This is a genomic window from Enterobacter sp. WPR_3_1 (assembly GCF_003635055.1).
Classification (GTDB): Bacteria; Pseudomonadota; Gammaproteobacteria; order Enterobacterales; family Enterobacteriaceae; genus Enterobacter; species Enterobacter ludwigii.
In genome coordinates, this window is sequence record NZ_RBXU01000011.1 from 1 (window position 1) to 17,410 (window position 17,410).

Here is a 17,410-nt window from a genome sequence, read left to right on the forward strand (position 1 = left end):
GTGTTCCGAGTCGTGTAGTGCATACGCGATGTACGGCAGGTCAATATCGCCGTTGCTGTAGGCAATGGCCACTTCGGTCCCGTCGGTGAGCGGCGTATGCCAGCCCAGTGTTTCACCGGCATAAGGTTTCGCCATCCGCAGCCACAGATACCCAAAGCCCTGCTTTGTACCTTCGCGGTCGAAGTCCGGCTTTACCCGGTAGCGACCCTGCTCATCCAGGTGCGCGTAGATATCATTTTTCTCCCGGTTCTCGACGCGGGCCGGAAGTGTGCCGTGGATTTCAGGGCGCGGGATTTCAGTTGGGCGGAAACAGTAACGCTCGGTGTAAGGCATTCCCCACACCGACACATGCAGACGGGAATCACGGGCCCCCCGGTAAGTCACCAGGGTGAGGATAACGCCCTCTTTCAGGGCAGTTATGACATCGCCCTGCGGCTCCAGCACCTGTCCCGGCGCAAGGTGGGCAGCATTGCTGAACAGATGAATGCGGGCCGTTCTGTTCAGCTCCCGCTCATGATGAAGCCGGGCCCAGAACGCGCCGGATTCGGTCTCCGGCTCCGGGCTGGTGTCATCACCTGCGTCACGATAAGGCGCTGCGTAGCGGTAATGCTCTCCGGTGGTGACCGCGTCGTTACGCACGCTGACCGTCGCATCCATCGGTGTGGAGGCTGTCCGGTAGTTATAATCCCGCGTGGCGACCGTGCCGGTGGCAAGGGTGTGCCAGGTTCGTACATCCCAGACCGACTCTGCCGCACCGTCAAACAGACCCGACGGCTCGCTGTAGGGCAGGCGCACATCAAACTGGTAGTTAAGCTGGCTGTCGGCCAGTATGTACGTATCCAGACCGCGCACGTCGTCCATCACTGTACGCCAGTAAATCCCCACTTCAGACAGAATGCGCTGGATAAACTCAAGGTCCGTTTCACGCCACTGGGTGATAATTTCACGCGGCGGGTACGTGCGCTCCAGTCTGAACTCAAAATCAGGTCCCTCCAGCCCGTGTTTGCGCAGCACCTGCTCCACCACATCAGGAACTGACTGGTTCTGATATACCGCACACTGCCGGGTGTATCCCAGGAGCGACAGGCGGGAACTGAGCGTAAGACGGTAGTGGGACTGATCCTTTGAGGTGGAAAGCCATTCCAGGCGGGTAATAATACCGTGGACATTTTTACCGCTCCGCATCCGGAAAGAGGCATATTTCATCAGGACCTGTTCAGGGGGGATATTCGCCTGTTGGGTCGTGAACTCAATATCCCATTTGAACGGTTCGCTCAGTGCTTCCCTGCCCCGAAATCGCAGAACATCCGGTTTTACCTGGCTGTTGTTGATATCCAGAAAATAGCGAGTCTGCCCGTCAAAAAGCGCCAGCCAGTTATCCATTATGTCACTCCTTTACCGGCACGAGGCTGAGCCAGCCGTCACCCAGCTCGATGGTCCGGGGTTTGTCCGGATCGAGGTCGTCACGGGTCAGTACCAGACGCCAGCGGTTGTTTTTCTGATCGGGACGATTGAACAATCCCACCACCGCCACGAACTGTGCTTCTTCATCCATGGGCATATTCAGAGAAACGCTGCCGTTGGGCATCACCAGCAGCTCTTTTGATGCCAGTACATCGTCCTTAAGTACCGTATCGGCATTGCGCAGCAACGTCTGGTAATCGGCGGCATCAACCGCTTTCCGATCCCTGAGGAGATAAACCCGCACCATTGTTGCCAGCGGCGTCTGTGCGGCATCGGCGTTAATGGCCGTGCGTGGGGTAAAATCCAGATGCAGCGTTTTAATTTTCTTATAGAAGATGGATTTCGTGATGCTGACCGTACCGTCCGTGACGGTCTGCGTCAGACCGCAGCCTGCGAGCAGACCGCAGGCAATAAGCGTCAGCGCCCACCAGCGGGTTACTGTTGCCATTCAAAAGTTCCTTTATTGAGAGAGGGAATACGTGATTAGTCGAAGCGGTAATGTCCGTCTTCTGCGGGTTGCAGTACAGAATAGTGAAGCCCTTCATAGCAACCCAGGTTGACGGTCAGACTTTCCCGTGGCGTATTGAGTTTGCCTTCCTTCAGACCCAGTAAACCGGTTCTGCCCAGCTGTATACGCCTGCCGTTGCCCAGACGAGGCTCAGGGAGCAATCGCACAGGCACGGTGAGGCGCACTCGGGCGTCACTGCGGTAGCCGAGGTAGACACGCAGCAGGACCATCAAATCGGTATGAAGGACACCACCGGGTAACCAGCCTTCCGCCTCGTCAGGATCCGCTGTCTCCAGTGACACCAGGACCCGGCTGCATGCTTCTTTTGCGGTTTTACCCAGCGTGGCTCGCTGCGAAAGACGGATCTGGCTCCCGATACCCAGCCCGCTACGGTTATCGATATGCACCTTAACCGGATCGGGTTCGGTGATAATTGTCCGGGTATTCGGTGCCAGCAGGCTCACCAGGGCCCGGAGGCCTTCAGCATTGCGGGTGGGTAATCGCATGGTGCCCAGCAGGGCCAGGAAGCGTGAAACCGGCGTTGCCACCTGCTCAGCCGTGCCCGGTATACCAAGGCCGACCAGCCCCAGCAGACACTGTGATATGGCATCGCGGCCACCTGCCTCGAAGGTCGCCGGATAGGCATATTTTCGCCAGATCCGGTAATATTGTGTGGTGATCCGGTGACTGAAAATATCCAGAAATGAGGTGATCGCCTCGTGTCCTTCACGGCGCTGCGCAATGTCGTCCAGGTAGGTCGTCGGCAGAGGCGAATCCACGCCATACATGCCGAGGAATGTGGTGCGGACGGTCGGTGGCAATGTCGGTTGGTCTTCGTCGTTCTCCACCGCTTTCAGGGTACTGACCGGAAAACCCATACCAGGCCAGGGCCTGAAACGCACCGGATCGTCGCCCGGATGGCTGGTGGTACCCAGTTTCGGGGCGTCCGGATTTTCCTGCTCCAGCAGTTGGCAGAAACGATAGAAATTGGCCCGCCAGATATCTTTGTTAAGGGCCAGCGTCAGCCCGGTACGTGCTGGCTGTGATTCTCGCGCCATCTCAGTCGTTTCCCTGTCGGTTGCAGCACCAGCGTGAGCTGATTAAAAAGGTGAATATCGGCATAGAGCGCGAAGAACCGGTGCAGCATCTCCCCGAAGAGATTCACATCACCCTCGCCTGCAAAATTATCCATATTCAGCGTGACCTCAATGTCCACGCCCCGGAGCATAAAGCCCTTCTCAAAACGGCGGATCAGGGTGTGCTTCACGGAGACGATTGCTTCAAGCCGACGGCGGTTCATTTCATCGTCGGTCCAGTCATAGAGCGCCAGCGTCCCCCGCAGGACTTCAGGGTTATCCATCATACTGAGGAAGTTTGATCCGAGGTGACTCATCACCCGCCAGTGGAAACGGTCGTTTGCCGGGGGATACAGTGGCATGGTGGGGGCCGAGAGGTTCAGCACCCTGACGGGCACTTTGCCTGCTTTCACGGCCCTGTCCAGTAGTGTGCTTTCCAGTGCCTTACGCGGAAGCTGCCCGTTGGTACCGGTTATTCGCATCGAAAGAGATTCTGGTTTATCGGACAACTGCTCGAGCTCGAACGCGCGGCCCCCGAGAATTAACCATGTGTCATACAGACCAGAGGGGCCGCGTTTCACGCGGGTATGGAAGTAACGCTCAGGGGCATCGTGGCGCATCATGCCGCCCCGGTGGCGGAAACTGGTGAACGGTACATAGGGGTGTTTGCCATTCTTCACCGCACCGTGGATGTTATCGACGCTGTAAATCTCGGTGTGGCCATCCTGAAGACGCAGCGGCCTGAGCAGATATTCATTATCCAGCGGATCCAGGGTCAGCGGGTCGGCTTCCAGAGTGAAGAGATTAATGACCGGTGCACAGTGCAGACGGAAGTTTTCTGTCTCAAAAGGCAGATCGGATGACCAGGCTTCACTGAGCACAATGTCGATTTCAAACCAGGTGCTTGTGGCAGAAAGCCCAATGCTGTCGAGTCCACGTAACTCAACAAACATAAACTTCGGACGGAAGCTGAAATACTCAAGCAGCAGCTGGTAACCGCTAAAGGCGGTATCGGCTTTCTTCCACAGTCCATCATTGTCATCAAAGCCCATGGGTTTGCACCAGCCATCGAACTGATGGCGTTCGATGTAGGTCCCGGCGTGACGGGCATACATGGCGTGAACACGACGGGTCATTGCCAGATGCAGCGCATAGCTAACTGGACTTTCTGCATTGAGGAAGATGGCGACTTTGTCGATCCCGGCTTTACTCCAGTCCACTTTTTCAGGGCATTCGAAGCGCAGACGGATAGCAGAGCGGCCATCGGTTTCAGTATGGAGGCGGGCATCTGCAAGGTGCAGCGGTTGTAGCGGCACATCGCGAGTCGTCCGGTACTGACAGGCGGTTTTGTGCGGCCCGACAGGACGAGACAGAACGGAGAAGCCTTCAGCCAGCATTTCGGCCTGACGCAGACTACGCCAGTCAGGCGAGAACTCGACGATGGCCAGCGACGGGATGGTCCGCATATAGTGTGGCCACAGCAGGCTCACCAGACCTTCGGTCAGCTCTGGCAGGTCGTCATCAAGCTTTTCACGCAGACGGCCCATCAGGAAGGCAAAGCCCTCGAACAGGCGTTCCACATAAGGGTCGCGGGCGCCGGGTTTATCCAGATTAAGCATCGCAGCACGATCCGGATGAGCCCGGGCAAACTCTTTACCGGCTTCTCGCAGGTAGCGCATCTCTGCTTCGTAATAGCGCAGGGTTAAATCATCCATATAAATTATAAATCCCGATAGATTGATTTTATTTAATTAGGTTCTTTTGCTATGTATATTTCTGACTTAAAATCATCTTGATAAGAATATGAATAAACAGAAAGAATCAGATCTTCTCCGTCATACTTTATATAAAATGGATCTAAAATACCTTCTACGGGAATAATCCGCTTTGTTGTTTTATTGCCAATATCGGTTTTCCAGATGCAACCTAAAGCGCCGCTATTATCAAAATAAAATGAATTGCTGTCATCTCCCCAGACATATTGCCGTGTATATCCAAATATATCGTCAGTGATAGAGTTATCCGCTTTGTCTGCAAAAACATTCAAACCCAGGTCCGGACGATTGACCGGAAATACGTACATACCTTCATCTGGATCTTTAACGTTACCATCACTTGAAGTAAGTCGCCATTTGCCATCAGGTGATATTAATGAAGCATTGCACTCTGAACTGCCACAATACCCAGTCCATGGTGTGGTTTTTTTTGTTAAGGAATCAGCTTGCTCTGGGGATATATCAGAAATGCCTTTTTCGCCCCTCGGAGATATAAATAAATAATGATAGTCTTTATGAGTATCATCGCCAATAGAAAAATAGGCTAAAGCGTTTCCTTGTGCATCTCTGGCACGGGATATTAAATTTATATTACCGTCATATTGTTGAATGATGCGAGGGTTAGTATCGTCCTTAAGCTCTACGAGCAGTGTAGTGTTTTTATCCTGGTACCGCCCGCTAACAGAAATGTAAATGTATAAATCATTCTTAATTATCTGGTATGTTAGTATTGACGATACATTCTTGCTCTCAAGATTAATTCCACCCTCGAAGCTTTCAGAAGAAAATATTTCTTTTACATGCCATGGAGAGTCAGTTATTGTAAATCCGGATTTGGTCTTAATTGGGGCATCCAATGCTTCGTCCAGTTTGTCGCCATCGCGATTAAAAATATCATTGACATTCTGGAGGTTGTTGCTTCCTGACAGATTTCTATTGCGTATTAAATAGCTGTTGGTAATACAGGTTACATCACTCTTGCAATTGTTTCTCTCTTTTAGCCATTCATTTTGACGTTCAGACAGGCTTCCATGGCTTAAAGAACTGTCATAGGTCTTTTTGAAAAAATTGTTTAGAGCACTGTCAAGCCCTGATAAATACTCATTGCTACATATCGTTTTTTCTGTCTGTGATAAATTTACAAGGGAACAATCAAATCCCGCAGATACTGCAACGTTGCTACCAGAAAGAAGGCATAAAGCCAGGGCAATAAAGCGAAAACGCATAATATTCCTTATTTGTATCCATTCAATATTACTGGCAAAGTACCATAGCACGGGCCGGGTCAATGGCGATCAGACCCGCCAGTAGCGTATCCATCTCAGGCATCAGACGGGCTTTATCAGATTCGCTGCGACCGGCTTTCATGCGTAGCAGCTTCAGGCGTCGGGCCTGGACTTCAAACAACAGAGCGGGCTCCCAGTCTTCCAGCGTCAGCAGTGGCGCAAGGGTAGTGAGTTCACCAAGTAGATGAAGCGCCATATCGTTTCGGCCATACTGCTCTGCCACCCGGGCCATGAGCAGGCGTATCAGCCAGCGATGGCGCGGGGTATCCATCCCCGGTCGGGACTGGAGCCAGGCAAGCGCTGCTTCAGGCCCTTCAGTGTCTCCCTTTTCCATGGCTTCGGACTCAAGAAGCAGCACATCGTCCGCCTGACCATTAACGACGGTAGCGGGTTCATCGCCGTACATCAGGCCCTCTTCATTCACTTTTTCAGCAATCCAGGCAGTAGTGACTTCGTCGGCAAAGGGAGTGCCGTCATTCCATGCCAGCCCTTCAAGGCCCGGGAGGCGTTTAAGCAGCAACCGCAGATCGAAGAGGACGGAGTCTGACCAGGTATCCCAGGGCTGACCCGCATGGCTGAGCCCCTGCCAGAGATACCACTGGAGATCGAGCCAGAAATGATTCACACCTTCGCAATACATCTGGCTGGCCTGCTCAACCAGCTCGACCCAGTTTTTCTTAAGGTAAAGGCGCTTCAACTGAGCTCGATACTCGGGTTTAGGCGGTACCAGGCGGGTGCGCCCGCTACTGTCCAGCGGAGGAATCTGATCGACCGTATCCCACCGCACGGTCTTTATCAGTCGATGAGAAGCCAGCCAGCCCTGCGGCTGCTCGCTCAGCCAGCGGGAAAGTAACTTTGCCTGGTCGAGTAAATCGCGGCCAGATTTCACGGCTGACAGCTGCGGTGAATCAGAATGGGCAGGTTCACGCCCGTGCTCATGGGCACTGCTGTTCTGGGGGACCAGTGCTTCCATGCCACCCGAACGTGCCAGACGGTTTTCAAGAGCGGTACAAAGGCCTGCAAAAGACGGTTTCTCGGCTTCCGGCCAGTCAGCCACTGTGGATTCAAGCAGGCTGATGACGCCAGCCGTCAGACCGGCATCATTGCTGTCCACCTCGGGCCATAACAGCAGTGCATCAATCACTTTTGCACTGTTCAGCCACTCCAGCGCAGCTTTTCGGGCTACGGGACGCCGGGGATGGCATGCCTGCCCGTAGCGGATCAGCATCGCGACAAGCAGCAGTAAGCCTTCGGATAACCCTTTTTCACCGTCGCGGCTGAGTCGGGCCTGCACGTACCAGGTCACGACACGAATGTCTTTGGCGCATTCGCAAAGACACTTCTGGGCCAGCTCACACAATAACGCTGAATCGGTACCTGAAAGCTTGTTGATCTCCTCACGCATCAGCTGAAAATTATCATCATATGCGGGATCGTCCCCGGTTTCTGCCCCGCAGGTGAACGGGTGCAGCCAGTTATCCCAGAGCGACAGGGCATCATTTGCCCGCGAGATGAGGCGCTGCCTTTCTTCCTGCCTGGTGGCGCAGGCGGTTAACAGTTCTTCCGGTGAGCTCATTCTTTTTCCCGTTTGTTTGTCTCTTTTATAAACCTCACGACCGCGTCCAGAGAATCGTCGTCCTGACCATTGACGATTTGCGGTAGCTTCCATTTCAGCAGCATACTTTTCTCCTCCCCCTGAGTGGGTTTGGCCTTCCAGTAGCTTCACAAGGGGGCTTTTCTGACATGGGGACGAAGGCGCCGATGGGGCGCGGAGGCGCTGTCCCCTCGTGTACCTGGCGCTGGATTATGCTTCTGCCAGTCGCTGAGCCATGCGCGACACTGCCGAAAGGTCATAAACTGGCATGGGGATGAGGATTCAGTTTCGTGCCATCGGTTCACTTTGCTGCAAATACCCTGAGACCAGCCTTCAACCTGTTTTGCGAAAGCCAGTGCCGGGTAAATTTTCCCGCCCATCATTACTGGCGCTCTTCTCCGCCAGCTGCGACGCTAAAGATAGTGTCGGGCAGCGTGAATCCCTGAAGTTTCAGCAATGCCAGGGGACCTGTACCGATCTCGCTACGCATCACAAACTTCAGCGGGTTGCTATCAGCGGTGATCCACACCAGTTGTGTACGGCTGGCGTCAAGCGGAGTGATGAGAGCCTTGTCCAGCAGGCGAATGAAACCCCAGTTGCCCTGGTTACTGGCATACAGCTGCATGCCGCTGTTCACACTACGCCAGCTGAGCGACACGCCAGGATAGTAAGTGTTTCCAGGCCAGGTGAAGCTTTGCCAGCTTTCCATCTGATTGAAGTAATCCAGGTTCTGCTCATCGAGGGTAAGCTGCACTCTGGCAACATCCCGTGAAGGACGCGCCATCAGTTCGAAGTGAACACCCGCATCGCCCTGCGAAAACACGATATCTGACAGTTCCGCCAGCTGATTAATCGCCCGGAGGAAATCCGGGCTGACAACCATCCCCTGACTTGCGGAAAGGTCAACGACCCAGCGATTTCCCTCCTGGTGGAGGATCCCGCCAAGATTCGTTTTCAGGAAGGTCGTGATTCGACCCGAGTCGCTACGCAGGAACTGAGCCAGCAACGGCAACGAGGCATCGCTGCCGGTGGCTTTAAACGGATAGCGTCCCGCAAAGGCCTTATTCCACTGTTCGACAATAGTCGACTGCCAGCGGGCATTGAGGCTTCCCGCAGCCGGGGCAAGTACCTGCCGCCAGGCCAGATCAAGCGGTTGCACAAATAACGACTGGCCAAATCCATTCCACTCCTGCCCCAGACTCGCCGCAACCAGACTGCCATAGTCGCGGGTATCGGTCAGATCGATGGCTTTGCCCTGGAATACTGTCTGGGCCAGCATCTGCGACATGGCCTGCGGATCCGGGGCGCTGGTAACCTGCTGGAGTTTCAGGCGTACCTGCGTGACGCGGGCAAGCCAGGACTGGAAACTGAGGTTACCGTTGGCACCGGTGCCCTCTTTACCTTCCATCAGCCCCATCAGCGGTCCAAACACCTCATCGAGCGGCCCTTTTGGGCCCTGTGCCTGTTCAATAAACTGTCTGCCATTTTTTTTCTGACCGATCAGCTTTTTCGCCGAATCGACAATCGAATCGGCCAGTGCCTCGCCCTTTTGCCCTGTTTTGCCCTGCCAGGCCAGCGTGTTCATCAGTGCCACCAGCGGCGACTGACGGACATCGCCGATCAGGTTGAGCTGGGCAATCGCCTCAGAAAGTGACGTGGCTTCCTGCCACTGAATGCTGTTGACCATGTTCAGCCAGGCATTGCCAAAATCGGTAAAATAGCGTTCAGTCAGGCGGGCCTTCAGCGCCTCCGGGGAGATATCGCTCCCTGTCTGGTGCGTCTTATCCGTCAGTACCCAGTCAATTTCATCACGGCGTGTCTTGACGACCTCGTTAATCGCATCCTGAACCTGCTCTTCCCAGGCCTGACGCGTAAACATACCTGGGACGACTTCGTCAGTGCTGAATACCGTTGAGGCATCGGTGTCGCCTGTCATATCGGCAAGCGTTAAATCAGGCCAGTTGCTGGCCACGCGCTTAAGCATGTCCTGATACAAGCCAGATTCAGCGTTACGCTGACCTACCTGCTTAAGCAGGATCTGACGGACCGTACTGATTAATTCAGTGTCAGGCTTAATTTTCCATTCCGGATGAGCCGGGAGGTTTTGCGCATAAAAGCCCAGCAGTTTCGGTGCGATGTCCTGCCATATGCCATCCAGCACATTCTGGCGTTTCGGTAAGGCTTTCAGCACGTTTTTTGCCAGCCAGCCTGCGTCCGCTTTGTCCGGACGGGCCAGCATCAGATAACTTTTGAGCACGTCGTAGGTATGCTGTGTACCCTGCATTCGGGCATCACTGGCAGGAGGAAGTTGCACAAAGGCATTCAGCTGCTGCCTGAGACTATCTGCGGTGACATCCCTTATCAGCTGTGCGTTATTTTTCGCATACAGCGGCCAGAGTGCGGCCAGCGTGTCGCTGTCCTGATTAAGACCAAATCGGGTATACCATGGAGCGCCGGTCGCCTCACGGTGTTGCAGACGGGCAATGGCTTGCTGGAGTACGAGCTGGTTGTGCAGGCGTTCTGCCAGGGGTTTTGTGGTATCCGCTGCCTGACTCGCCGTTTCCTGTGCCTGATAAATCTGGGTACGGTTAACGATCAGGGACAGCAGTGTACCGGCCCCCCACAGAACAATCAGGGAAAGCAGAATTAACCGCAGCATCTTCAGCCAGTCGAAGCCCAGCTTTCTGCCGCTGACGGCATCACAGTCATCAATGACGGCTTTCCAGGTCGGTGTGTCGAGGCGTGTATTTGGTACCGTTCCGGCAACGGCCAGTTCGGGGCTGAACATGACACCACGTAAATGCCAGGCCGCAGATCCCTGCATCAGCCCGCTGAGTAAAACAGCCAGACTGGCTTTCAATTCGTGTTGAAGACGGGAAGATAACTGAAGCAGGCCGTTATGTGCCGGATTATTCAGTATCTGTGTTATACCGGCTTTTTGCAGGCGCTGAGACAGCGTAGTCAATGCCTTATCCGCCTCTTTTACAGTGCCTTCTGGTCCGAATATCACCCCTTTCGCAGCCGTTTCCGCGTCCTGCTGAGCACCTTTGGCTTTGTCAGTCAGCCACAGCCAGACAGGAGCCTGCCAGCCCAACTGATGATCGGCTTTCTGGCGGCAACGCAAGAAAGCATCCCGTTCGCTATCCGTCGGGAGAGCTGAAGTACTCATCACCTGAATAATGCCATCAACCGGCTGGCCAGATCGCAGGCGCTTCAGTTTTGAAAGGAAGATCTCATCCGGGAGTGACTGCGCATCACCGCCATAAATCAGCACGTTGCCGTCGCCTTCCTGCCAGAGGTCATAAGACAGGCCCGGGGCCGCTTTCTGGACGTCGTCCGGATTACCCATCACCAGCAGGATTCGCACTTTACGCTGCCAGCGACGGCCATAACGGAAACGGAGGTGCTCAGATACGGCATCCTCGCTGAAGACAGGCTCTTCTTCATCATCTTCGCTCGCAATGGTGCCTGTTGCCGGGGCGACCATCTGAGCCTTTTTCTGACCCCAGTGGAAATACAGCCCCGATTTACCTGCGAAGTCGAAGGCCTTCTCAATCAGCCAGCCGAATAAAAGCATCGCGGCAACCAGGATGGCACTGAACGTGAGGATCCGTTGCCCGTCATACGGCCCAAACCCCGTGGCCGAGGCGACATTTTCCGGAAAGGCATAAAAGAGAAATGCCACGATGACCGTCAGAAAAAAGGCGACAGTCACAACGGAGCCGATGAGTGTTTTTACTTTTACCTTAGACATTTTTGGGCGTTCCCTTGCGAACTTCTTCTTTGGTGATGACCGCTACCCAGATGTCGTCTTTGTCAGCGGCGGGTTGTGCAGCGATAACCTGCACTCCGCGCTGTTCAAAGGCTGCATCAGCAAGCGTGATGGCGACCCATGGGGCACCATGGCCGGTATAGCCCAGCACGGGATCGATACTGGAATTGTCTTCTGAAAGGCTAAATTCAACACCGCTCTCTTCGCAGGCATTATTCCAGCCGCTGCCCGACGTCAATGTGGGACCGGAGATCCAGCTTCCTTTGAGTTCATTGGGCAGGGTCTTCGCCCAGAGCAGCGCCCGGTTGAGCGTCTTTGTGAGTGTTGTTTCTGTTCCCCTTTCGGGGCGATGAAGGCGAAGCGCATCCGGCCAGGCATGGGCTTTGCGGTTGCTTAATACCACCATTGAGACAGCATCAGCATCTTCTTCCCGGGGAGACGCCGGTAACGACAGCGTGATGGCAACCAGAATGCCTGGGTTGTCCCATCGCTTGTCCAGCCAGGCATCAAACGCCCCCAGCCCTTTTCCAGGCATCAGGCGAAAAATCCTGCCCGTCTTGAGTGAGAGATCGGCTTTTAGCTGCTCTTCAACCAGGGGATGCAGGTCACTGTCACAGTCCAGCATCAGCCAGCATGGCAGCTCTGGTGGAAGTGGCTGAACGATTACATCCACACGCGTGGTCAGCTTAGTGACTGCTGCTTTGAGCGCTTTCGATAAATCCGTTTGATATTCTGTTAAGGCCGCGTACCTGACCGGTTTGTCACATCCTCTTGGGTGCGAGAAATCGATAGCGGGAGCGGCGAGTTTCATTACTTCCAGCAGATCGTCGGTTTTGTTTCCGGCCGGAGCCTGGATGTGCGTACCGAGGATCCAGCCGCAGCGCTGACCGCGCAGAATTTCACTGTCAATAAGCGCTTCTCGCTCAACATTACGGGACTCGGCTCCCACCTGTTCGGCTTTATAGGCAAACCGGCGTAAACCGAAAAGAAGCCCCCAGGTGCAAAACGGAAGCCCCATCGCGGTGAACCAGAAGACAAATCCTGTTCTTTCTGACGTCCAGCACCATAGCGTGAGTGCTATGCCCCCCAGCATGAGAAATGCCAGGAACAGTACCCAGCGAAGAGTGCCGGGGCGAGCTACCTTAGGGGCCTGTTCAGGGATGGCATCCAGCCAGACGGGCATAATCAGGCAATCTTGGCAGCGGCAAATGAACTAATCAATGTGCAACCACAGGCACATTTGTGACCGTGAAAGGCTACCGGGATACCATGATCAAGGTAATCAGGGTTTCCTTCTACGATGGTTGTAGGGCCATGCCCCGGAACCGGGCAGGACACTTTGTCGCCTTTACGGGCAACACCGATACCACCGAATTTCATCGTATCGGAAGCGGTCAGGACCGAGCCGCCGTGAGTGGTTTTATCGCCTTTACGGATAATCTGGAGCATTATTAAATTCCTCTTCCTTGTCTCTTAACTAATTCATCATTCTTTAATTCCCATGTCTCAGTTGGGATCTTTTTATCCGTGCCGTCAATAGAGATTGAAGGGGCTTTTATTATGAATGTTTCTGGGCCATTGGTTATTGATGGGTAATGCCCGCCACAGAAGTCAATTGTCTTCAGATGTTTGAATTTCTCATCATCCGTTTTGCTAAACACATGTAATGGGCCTCCATCACATGCATTCCCCATTGGACTATCAATAAATACTATTATTTGTTTGCTGGCTTCGTACAAATATGAATGCGACCATACTGATGGTGCGCGATAAAACTCACACTTGTAACTATCAACAAGTTCGTCATTAATTTTTATGCTACCTGTATTATTTTCTGAAGACGTGTTTATCCTTGGTGTTTCATCTGCAATAGCAAGACTATTAAATGTGAAGAATGCAAATAAAATACAGAGCAATAATTGTGTTGGTCTAAAGTTCATTTGACTAGCCTAAATTAACATTTATTACTGAGTTAGGGTTGAGTTTATTAACTCAACCCTGGTCGTCCTCTGATGCATGCCGTATCCGAATTTTACTACTGTCGCTTTCTCGTTATGCCGGAGCTTTATGAGAGGCTCATTGGTTGTTACACCCTTCCAATGATTCTATTAATTTCACATATCTACCATTATTAAAATTAAATAAGGCCGTTTTGCATACAGGACTATCACTCTTGTTGATTGAGATAGATTGACCGGTTATTGCAATCATAGAACTATTTTTATAAGCATCCATCTCAAATGGAAGACCAACAGGGGTACCATTATCAGAAATATCTGCATAATTATAACTACCATTATTATCTGATGGTAGTGTTGCTACAACTTCCCCTGATAGTTTATCAATAACCCAGCCACATACCCAATTATCACGAAGGCATTCTTTACCATGACCTCCAAAGGCTGTATAGATTCTAAAGTGCCCTGCAAAGTTAACAGGTTTTTTTAGTTGCTCTTGGACTGTATTTTTCCAGTGTGGCGAGTACTTTTTCTGCTCTTTATTAAAGTGAATATTTTGTTCAAATGGACCGTTGCTTACGGGAACCAGGTAGTCAGTAAACTGAGGATTAGAACTGTCTTGTGAGTACGCTCCAAAAGACAAGAGCATACATGACACAAAAAGCAAAAATTTGTTTGATTTTTTATTGCATCCCATTTTTAGAATCCTCAAGAGCTTTAATCATCGTGTCTGGTAATAGGTGAGCTTTATTCAATCCATCGCCAGCATAGTACGACTCACCCTCTACTTCTGCCACCCTTGGTACTAATTTGTATTTCTTTTTACCATTTTCATACACTGGTAATCCGTTTGCATCCAACACTGGTTCTTTTTTGGGGCTTATACTCTTTCCTTTACGTACACCAGCTGATGCAAATTCTTTCGCCCACGCATAAATCGCATCTTCAGCGCTTCCGTTACCCTCAAGATAATTAATAAATGCTGGCCGCTTCAATTTAATCAAAAACTGCTCAAATATTTGATCCTGCATCGCAGCATCGTATAGTTTCGAAGTATCAAGACTAAGTGCTTTTACTGCACTTTTAAGCGTCTCTGGGATTATCTGGAATCGACCTGTGGCGAACATATTTCGTTCTCTTTGGGCATCAATTACTTCAGATATTGTCATTTTTGTGAGGTTAGAATTATAGTGCGGGACGGATTTACCTGTCTTTGTAACATTGTATGCCGAATAATCATTTTTTGACTCGACACTTCCTAAAAGGTTTGCAAACTTGCTATGTGCCCAGCCAGTATTTTTCTTTATTAATGCACCAAGAAAGGCAATCGGATGCATATGCCATAATGAAGGGCCTAGTTTTTCGGATGTAACATCCTGCATCCAGGCCATTTTATCAAGAAAATCTTCGCTATATTTCTTCCATTCTGGGGCTTCTTTTTTCAGCGCATTGAGGAAAGGTTGCCAGATAGCATCACCTTTTTTGAAGTACCAGTCGCTTGGATGTTTTACGATTGTTTTCTGAATAACGTCACGATAGTCGGGATTGTGAAGTGCTCTCCAGTACTCCATTGGCGAATATCGGTCACTTCCGCTGTCAATTTTATCCAGCAGACGCTGATAATTATGCTTCACAAGAGCATGACTGGTTCGCGTATCATCTATCGCGGCCTGGTAGAGCGAATCGATGAGGTTACGGAAGAATCCAGTAGGCTGGTTTTTCCCATCCAGGTAATCAAAACTGGTAGGCTCTGAGGTTTCAGTTCTGAAGCCTAGCTTCGCCAGATCATACTGTGACAGAAGTTGAGGCTCCGCCTGGCCTTTGGGCACATAGGCATTTTCCTGCCGCAGCTGCCAATATTCTTGCTTTGTTGAGTTATCAGTTTCAGTTGTGACCTTACTCAACGGTAGAATGCCTGTCCGAGTTGTCGACGCCGAGCCCTTTGCGAAGGTGCCATTCGCAACATCTTTTGTGAAAAGAGCAAGGCCAGGAGAATACTTCAACCAGAGCGGGTTTTTCTCCCCCACTTTTTCCGGGTTGGTCAGGAACTTCTCCAGATTATCATCCATGCTCGTGCATTCGATATGTACCTGGTATCGTGCCTCATAACCACCGTCTTTTGGTGCCTGATAGTAGCCCATGTGGCCAATCGGGTCACCGGCCTTAATAGCAAATGGAGAACTGAGGCTTACTGTCTTATCGAATACCATGACTTCCTTTGCGGGAGGAAGCAAATGCCGCCACCAGCCTGGACCGGCCCCCGGCGCTGGCTTAATATTGTTGTTATCCACAACAACCCAATAGCGCTGACCAGGTGTGAGGGTACTGCTGGTTTCTTCTGGTAATCCTTTCAGTGTTACAAGGCCATATTGTCGCTTGTTATTTCCTGTGGCGTTAAGATTGCTGTCTGCTGGGTCCCACTCCACTCTAGCCCCTTTAGGCATGTGCCCTGCAATTTGTGGAGAAGTTTTATCTGAAGTCAGTTTTGCCGTCAGCCAGTCCATTTCAGAATATGCTCTTAGTGTATCCTGAGTGACCCACTGATTTTCTGCGTTGGCCTCATAAGCTGAGTAAGGCGCAAGGTGCATATACAGGGTGTAGAAATGCAGCCCACTGGTTTCTTTCTCACCCGGCTGAATATAGTGCTTCACCAGAACGAATGAGCCCGAAAAACTCAGTGGACCGGATTCCCACCCCAGCGTCAGGTAATCCTTGCAGACACGATAGGCAATAACTTCACCATCTGCCATACAGCGTATCGCTTGTTCGCCTTTAAAGGGTACCGGGAAATCCATCGCCTCCAGCGGAGCTTTACCACTCAGAGCACACCATGGCGTTGTGGCTTCGGTGATATGGATCCCGCCATGCCACATTCCGCTGCGACCAATCGTGTACTGCCCGGTAGACTCGCCTGCTAAATGAGAGAGGATACTTTCCTGATTGCTGAACTCGCTTCCCCGGCTGTTTGAGGGGATCGGCCAGACTATTTTTATTTTTCCTTTCGAAAGAGTGGTTGCGTTTTTCTTTTCATTAATTGATGATGCGTAGCGATAAAGCGTATAAGCAATCTTATTATCGCGATATATCTGAGCAGGATAAAATCCTTTTTCCTGAACAAAATCAGATACCCAGTGCTTACCATTAAACATCGCCATATGACCATGTACATGATGTGGTGCCGCCTGAATGACAACTACATCACCCGTTTGCTGACCAGAAATTGTGAATACACCGCCACTACTAACTGTTGTGGTGTTATCTACAACTTTAAAGTTATTTTCAATCAGCCATGGACCATAGTTTTTAGCTGACTCAATCGCAGAGTTTTTTACAGACGCTCCACCAGCAATCAATGCTTTTTTAACATAACGGGCACATTTCGACTCGCCGTATTTAAGCTTTTTATCAATCCCTTTCTTAAAGTTCTCAGCGTTAATTTTAGCTCTCGCGAGCGCCTGTGTGTTCAGAACGCCAACTGCAATATCCTTATTAAGCATTTAGTTATCTCCTTCAGCCTTTTGGGGGCAATAAATACTGCCTTTGAATGTAGGCTTAACAGAATCGAGCATCCATTTGCCCCCGGCTTTTACTAAACTAACAGCATACAGAGACGTACCTTTCCCATAACCTAATTTAAGATTCACCAGTGCAATATGGTCATTGGCTGACACTGTTTTGGTACTAATGTTGTTTTTCCATTCCTCACATATATCTTGAGCATCGACAAAATAATCTGCACCTGAATCATCATTATCTCGTAAATTTCTAAGATGTGCAGTTGTATATTTAGCAATTGCTTTCAGGGAGAGATCATTAGCTGATTCCATGTCAGACATCTCTTCTGCGACCAGGTAATCATGGTAGAACGTACTTACAACTTCGTCAGGTGACAAAGTCCTCTCACCTGAGGCCAAAGCAATATAAGGCACACAAAGTAAATGACAAGCGAGAAACATTCCCTTCAACATAAACACCTC

13 protein-coding genes are annotated in these 17,410 nt (G+C 51.3%); all 13 read right to left on the reverse strand.

The genetic code is table 11. From position 1 onward, the window contains the following. Nucleotides 1-1,383: type VI secretion system tip protein VgrG (locus BJ887_RS14130; RefSeq protein WP_121340014.1), on the reverse strand; the 1,383-nt coding region annotated here is incomplete at its 3' end. A 4-nt stretch (nt 1,384-1,387) separates the two neighbouring features. Continuing rightward, nucleotides 1,388-1,912: a type VI secretion system lipoprotein TssJ gene (tssJ, locus tag BJ887_RS14135; protein WP_121340015.1), complete on the reverse strand. Its 525-nt coding sequence runs from the start codon at nt 1,910-1,912 to the stop codon at nt 1,388-1,390. A 35-nt stretch (nt 1,913-1,947) separates the two neighbouring features. Further along, nucleotides 1,948-3,030, reverse strand: a complete 1,083-nt coding sequence (gene tssG / locus BJ887_RS14140; protein WP_121340016.1) for a type VI secretion system baseplate subunit TssG — start codon at nt 3,028-3,030, stop codon at nt 1,948-1,950. Then, nucleotides 2,994-4,763: a type VI secretion system baseplate subunit TssF gene (gene tssF / locus BJ887_RS14145; RefSeq protein ID WP_121340017.1), complete on the reverse strand. Its 1,770-nt coding sequence runs from the start codon at nt 4,761-4,763 to the stop codon at nt 2,994-2,996. The genes tssG and tssF overlap by 37 nt, the downstream gene beginning before the upstream one ends. A 32-nt stretch (nt 4,764-4,795) precedes the next feature. Continuing rightward, nucleotides 4,796-6,049, reverse strand: a complete 1,254-nt coding sequence (locus BJ887_RS23170) for a hypothetical protein (RefSeq protein ID WP_229216846.1) — start codon at nt 6,047-6,049, stop codon at nt 4,796-4,798. A gap of 28 nt (nt 6,050-6,077) precedes the next feature. Beyond that, the gene (gene tssA / locus BJ887_RS14155) at nt 6,078-7,685 is read right to left on the reverse strand and encodes a type VI secretion system protein TssA (protein WP_121340018.1); all 1,608 of its coding nucleotides are present in this window, start codon (nt 7,683-7,685) and stop codon (nt 6,078-6,080) included. 400 nt (nt 7,686-8,085) lie between these two features. Then, nucleotides 8,086-11,457: an ImcF-related family protein gene (locus BJ887_RS14160; RefSeq protein WP_121340019.1), complete on the reverse strand. Its 3,372-nt coding sequence runs from the start codon at nt 11,455-11,457 to the stop codon at nt 8,086-8,088. Continuing rightward, the gene (locus BJ887_RS14165; protein ID WP_050736598.1) at nt 11,450-12,658 is read right to left on the reverse strand and encodes a hypothetical protein; all 1,209 of its coding nucleotides are present in this window, start codon (nt 12,656-12,658) and stop codon (nt 11,450-11,452) included. The genes BJ887_RS14160 and BJ887_RS14165 overlap by 8 nt, the downstream gene beginning before the upstream one ends. A gap of 2 nt (nt 12,659-12,660) precedes the next feature. Continuing rightward, complete coding sequence (locus BJ887_RS14170) at nt 12,661-12,924, reverse strand: PAAR domain-containing protein (RefSeq protein WP_121340020.1); 264 nt, start codon at nt 12,922-12,924, stop codon at nt 12,661-12,663. A gap of 2 nt (nt 12,925-12,926) precedes the next feature. Beyond that, a complete protein-coding gene (locus BJ887_RS23175) occupies nt 12,927-13,415 on the reverse strand; it encodes a hypothetical protein (protein WP_229216847.1) in 489 nt (162 codons plus the stop codon). 136 nt (nt 13,416-13,551) lie between these two features. Beyond that, nucleotides 13,552-14,130 carry a hypothetical protein gene (locus tag BJ887_RS14180; RefSeq protein ID WP_121340022.1) on the reverse strand — a complete coding sequence of 193 codons (579 nt, stop codon included), beginning with the start codon at nt 14,128-14,130 and terminating at the stop codon, nt 13,552-13,554. Beyond that, complete coding sequence (locus BJ887_RS23180) at nt 14,117-16,930, reverse strand: hypothetical protein (RefSeq protein ID WP_229216848.1); 2,814 nt, start codon at nt 16,928-16,930, stop codon at nt 14,117-14,119. The genes BJ887_RS14180 and BJ887_RS23180 overlap by 14 nt, the downstream gene beginning before the upstream one ends. Beyond that, the gene (locus BJ887_RS14190) at nt 16,931-17,401 is read right to left on the reverse strand and encodes a DUF3828 domain-containing protein (protein WP_052955251.1); all 471 of its coding nucleotides are present in this window, start codon (nt 17,399-17,401) and stop codon (nt 16,931-16,933) included. Nucleotides 17,402-17,410 lie beyond the last annotated feature (9 nt).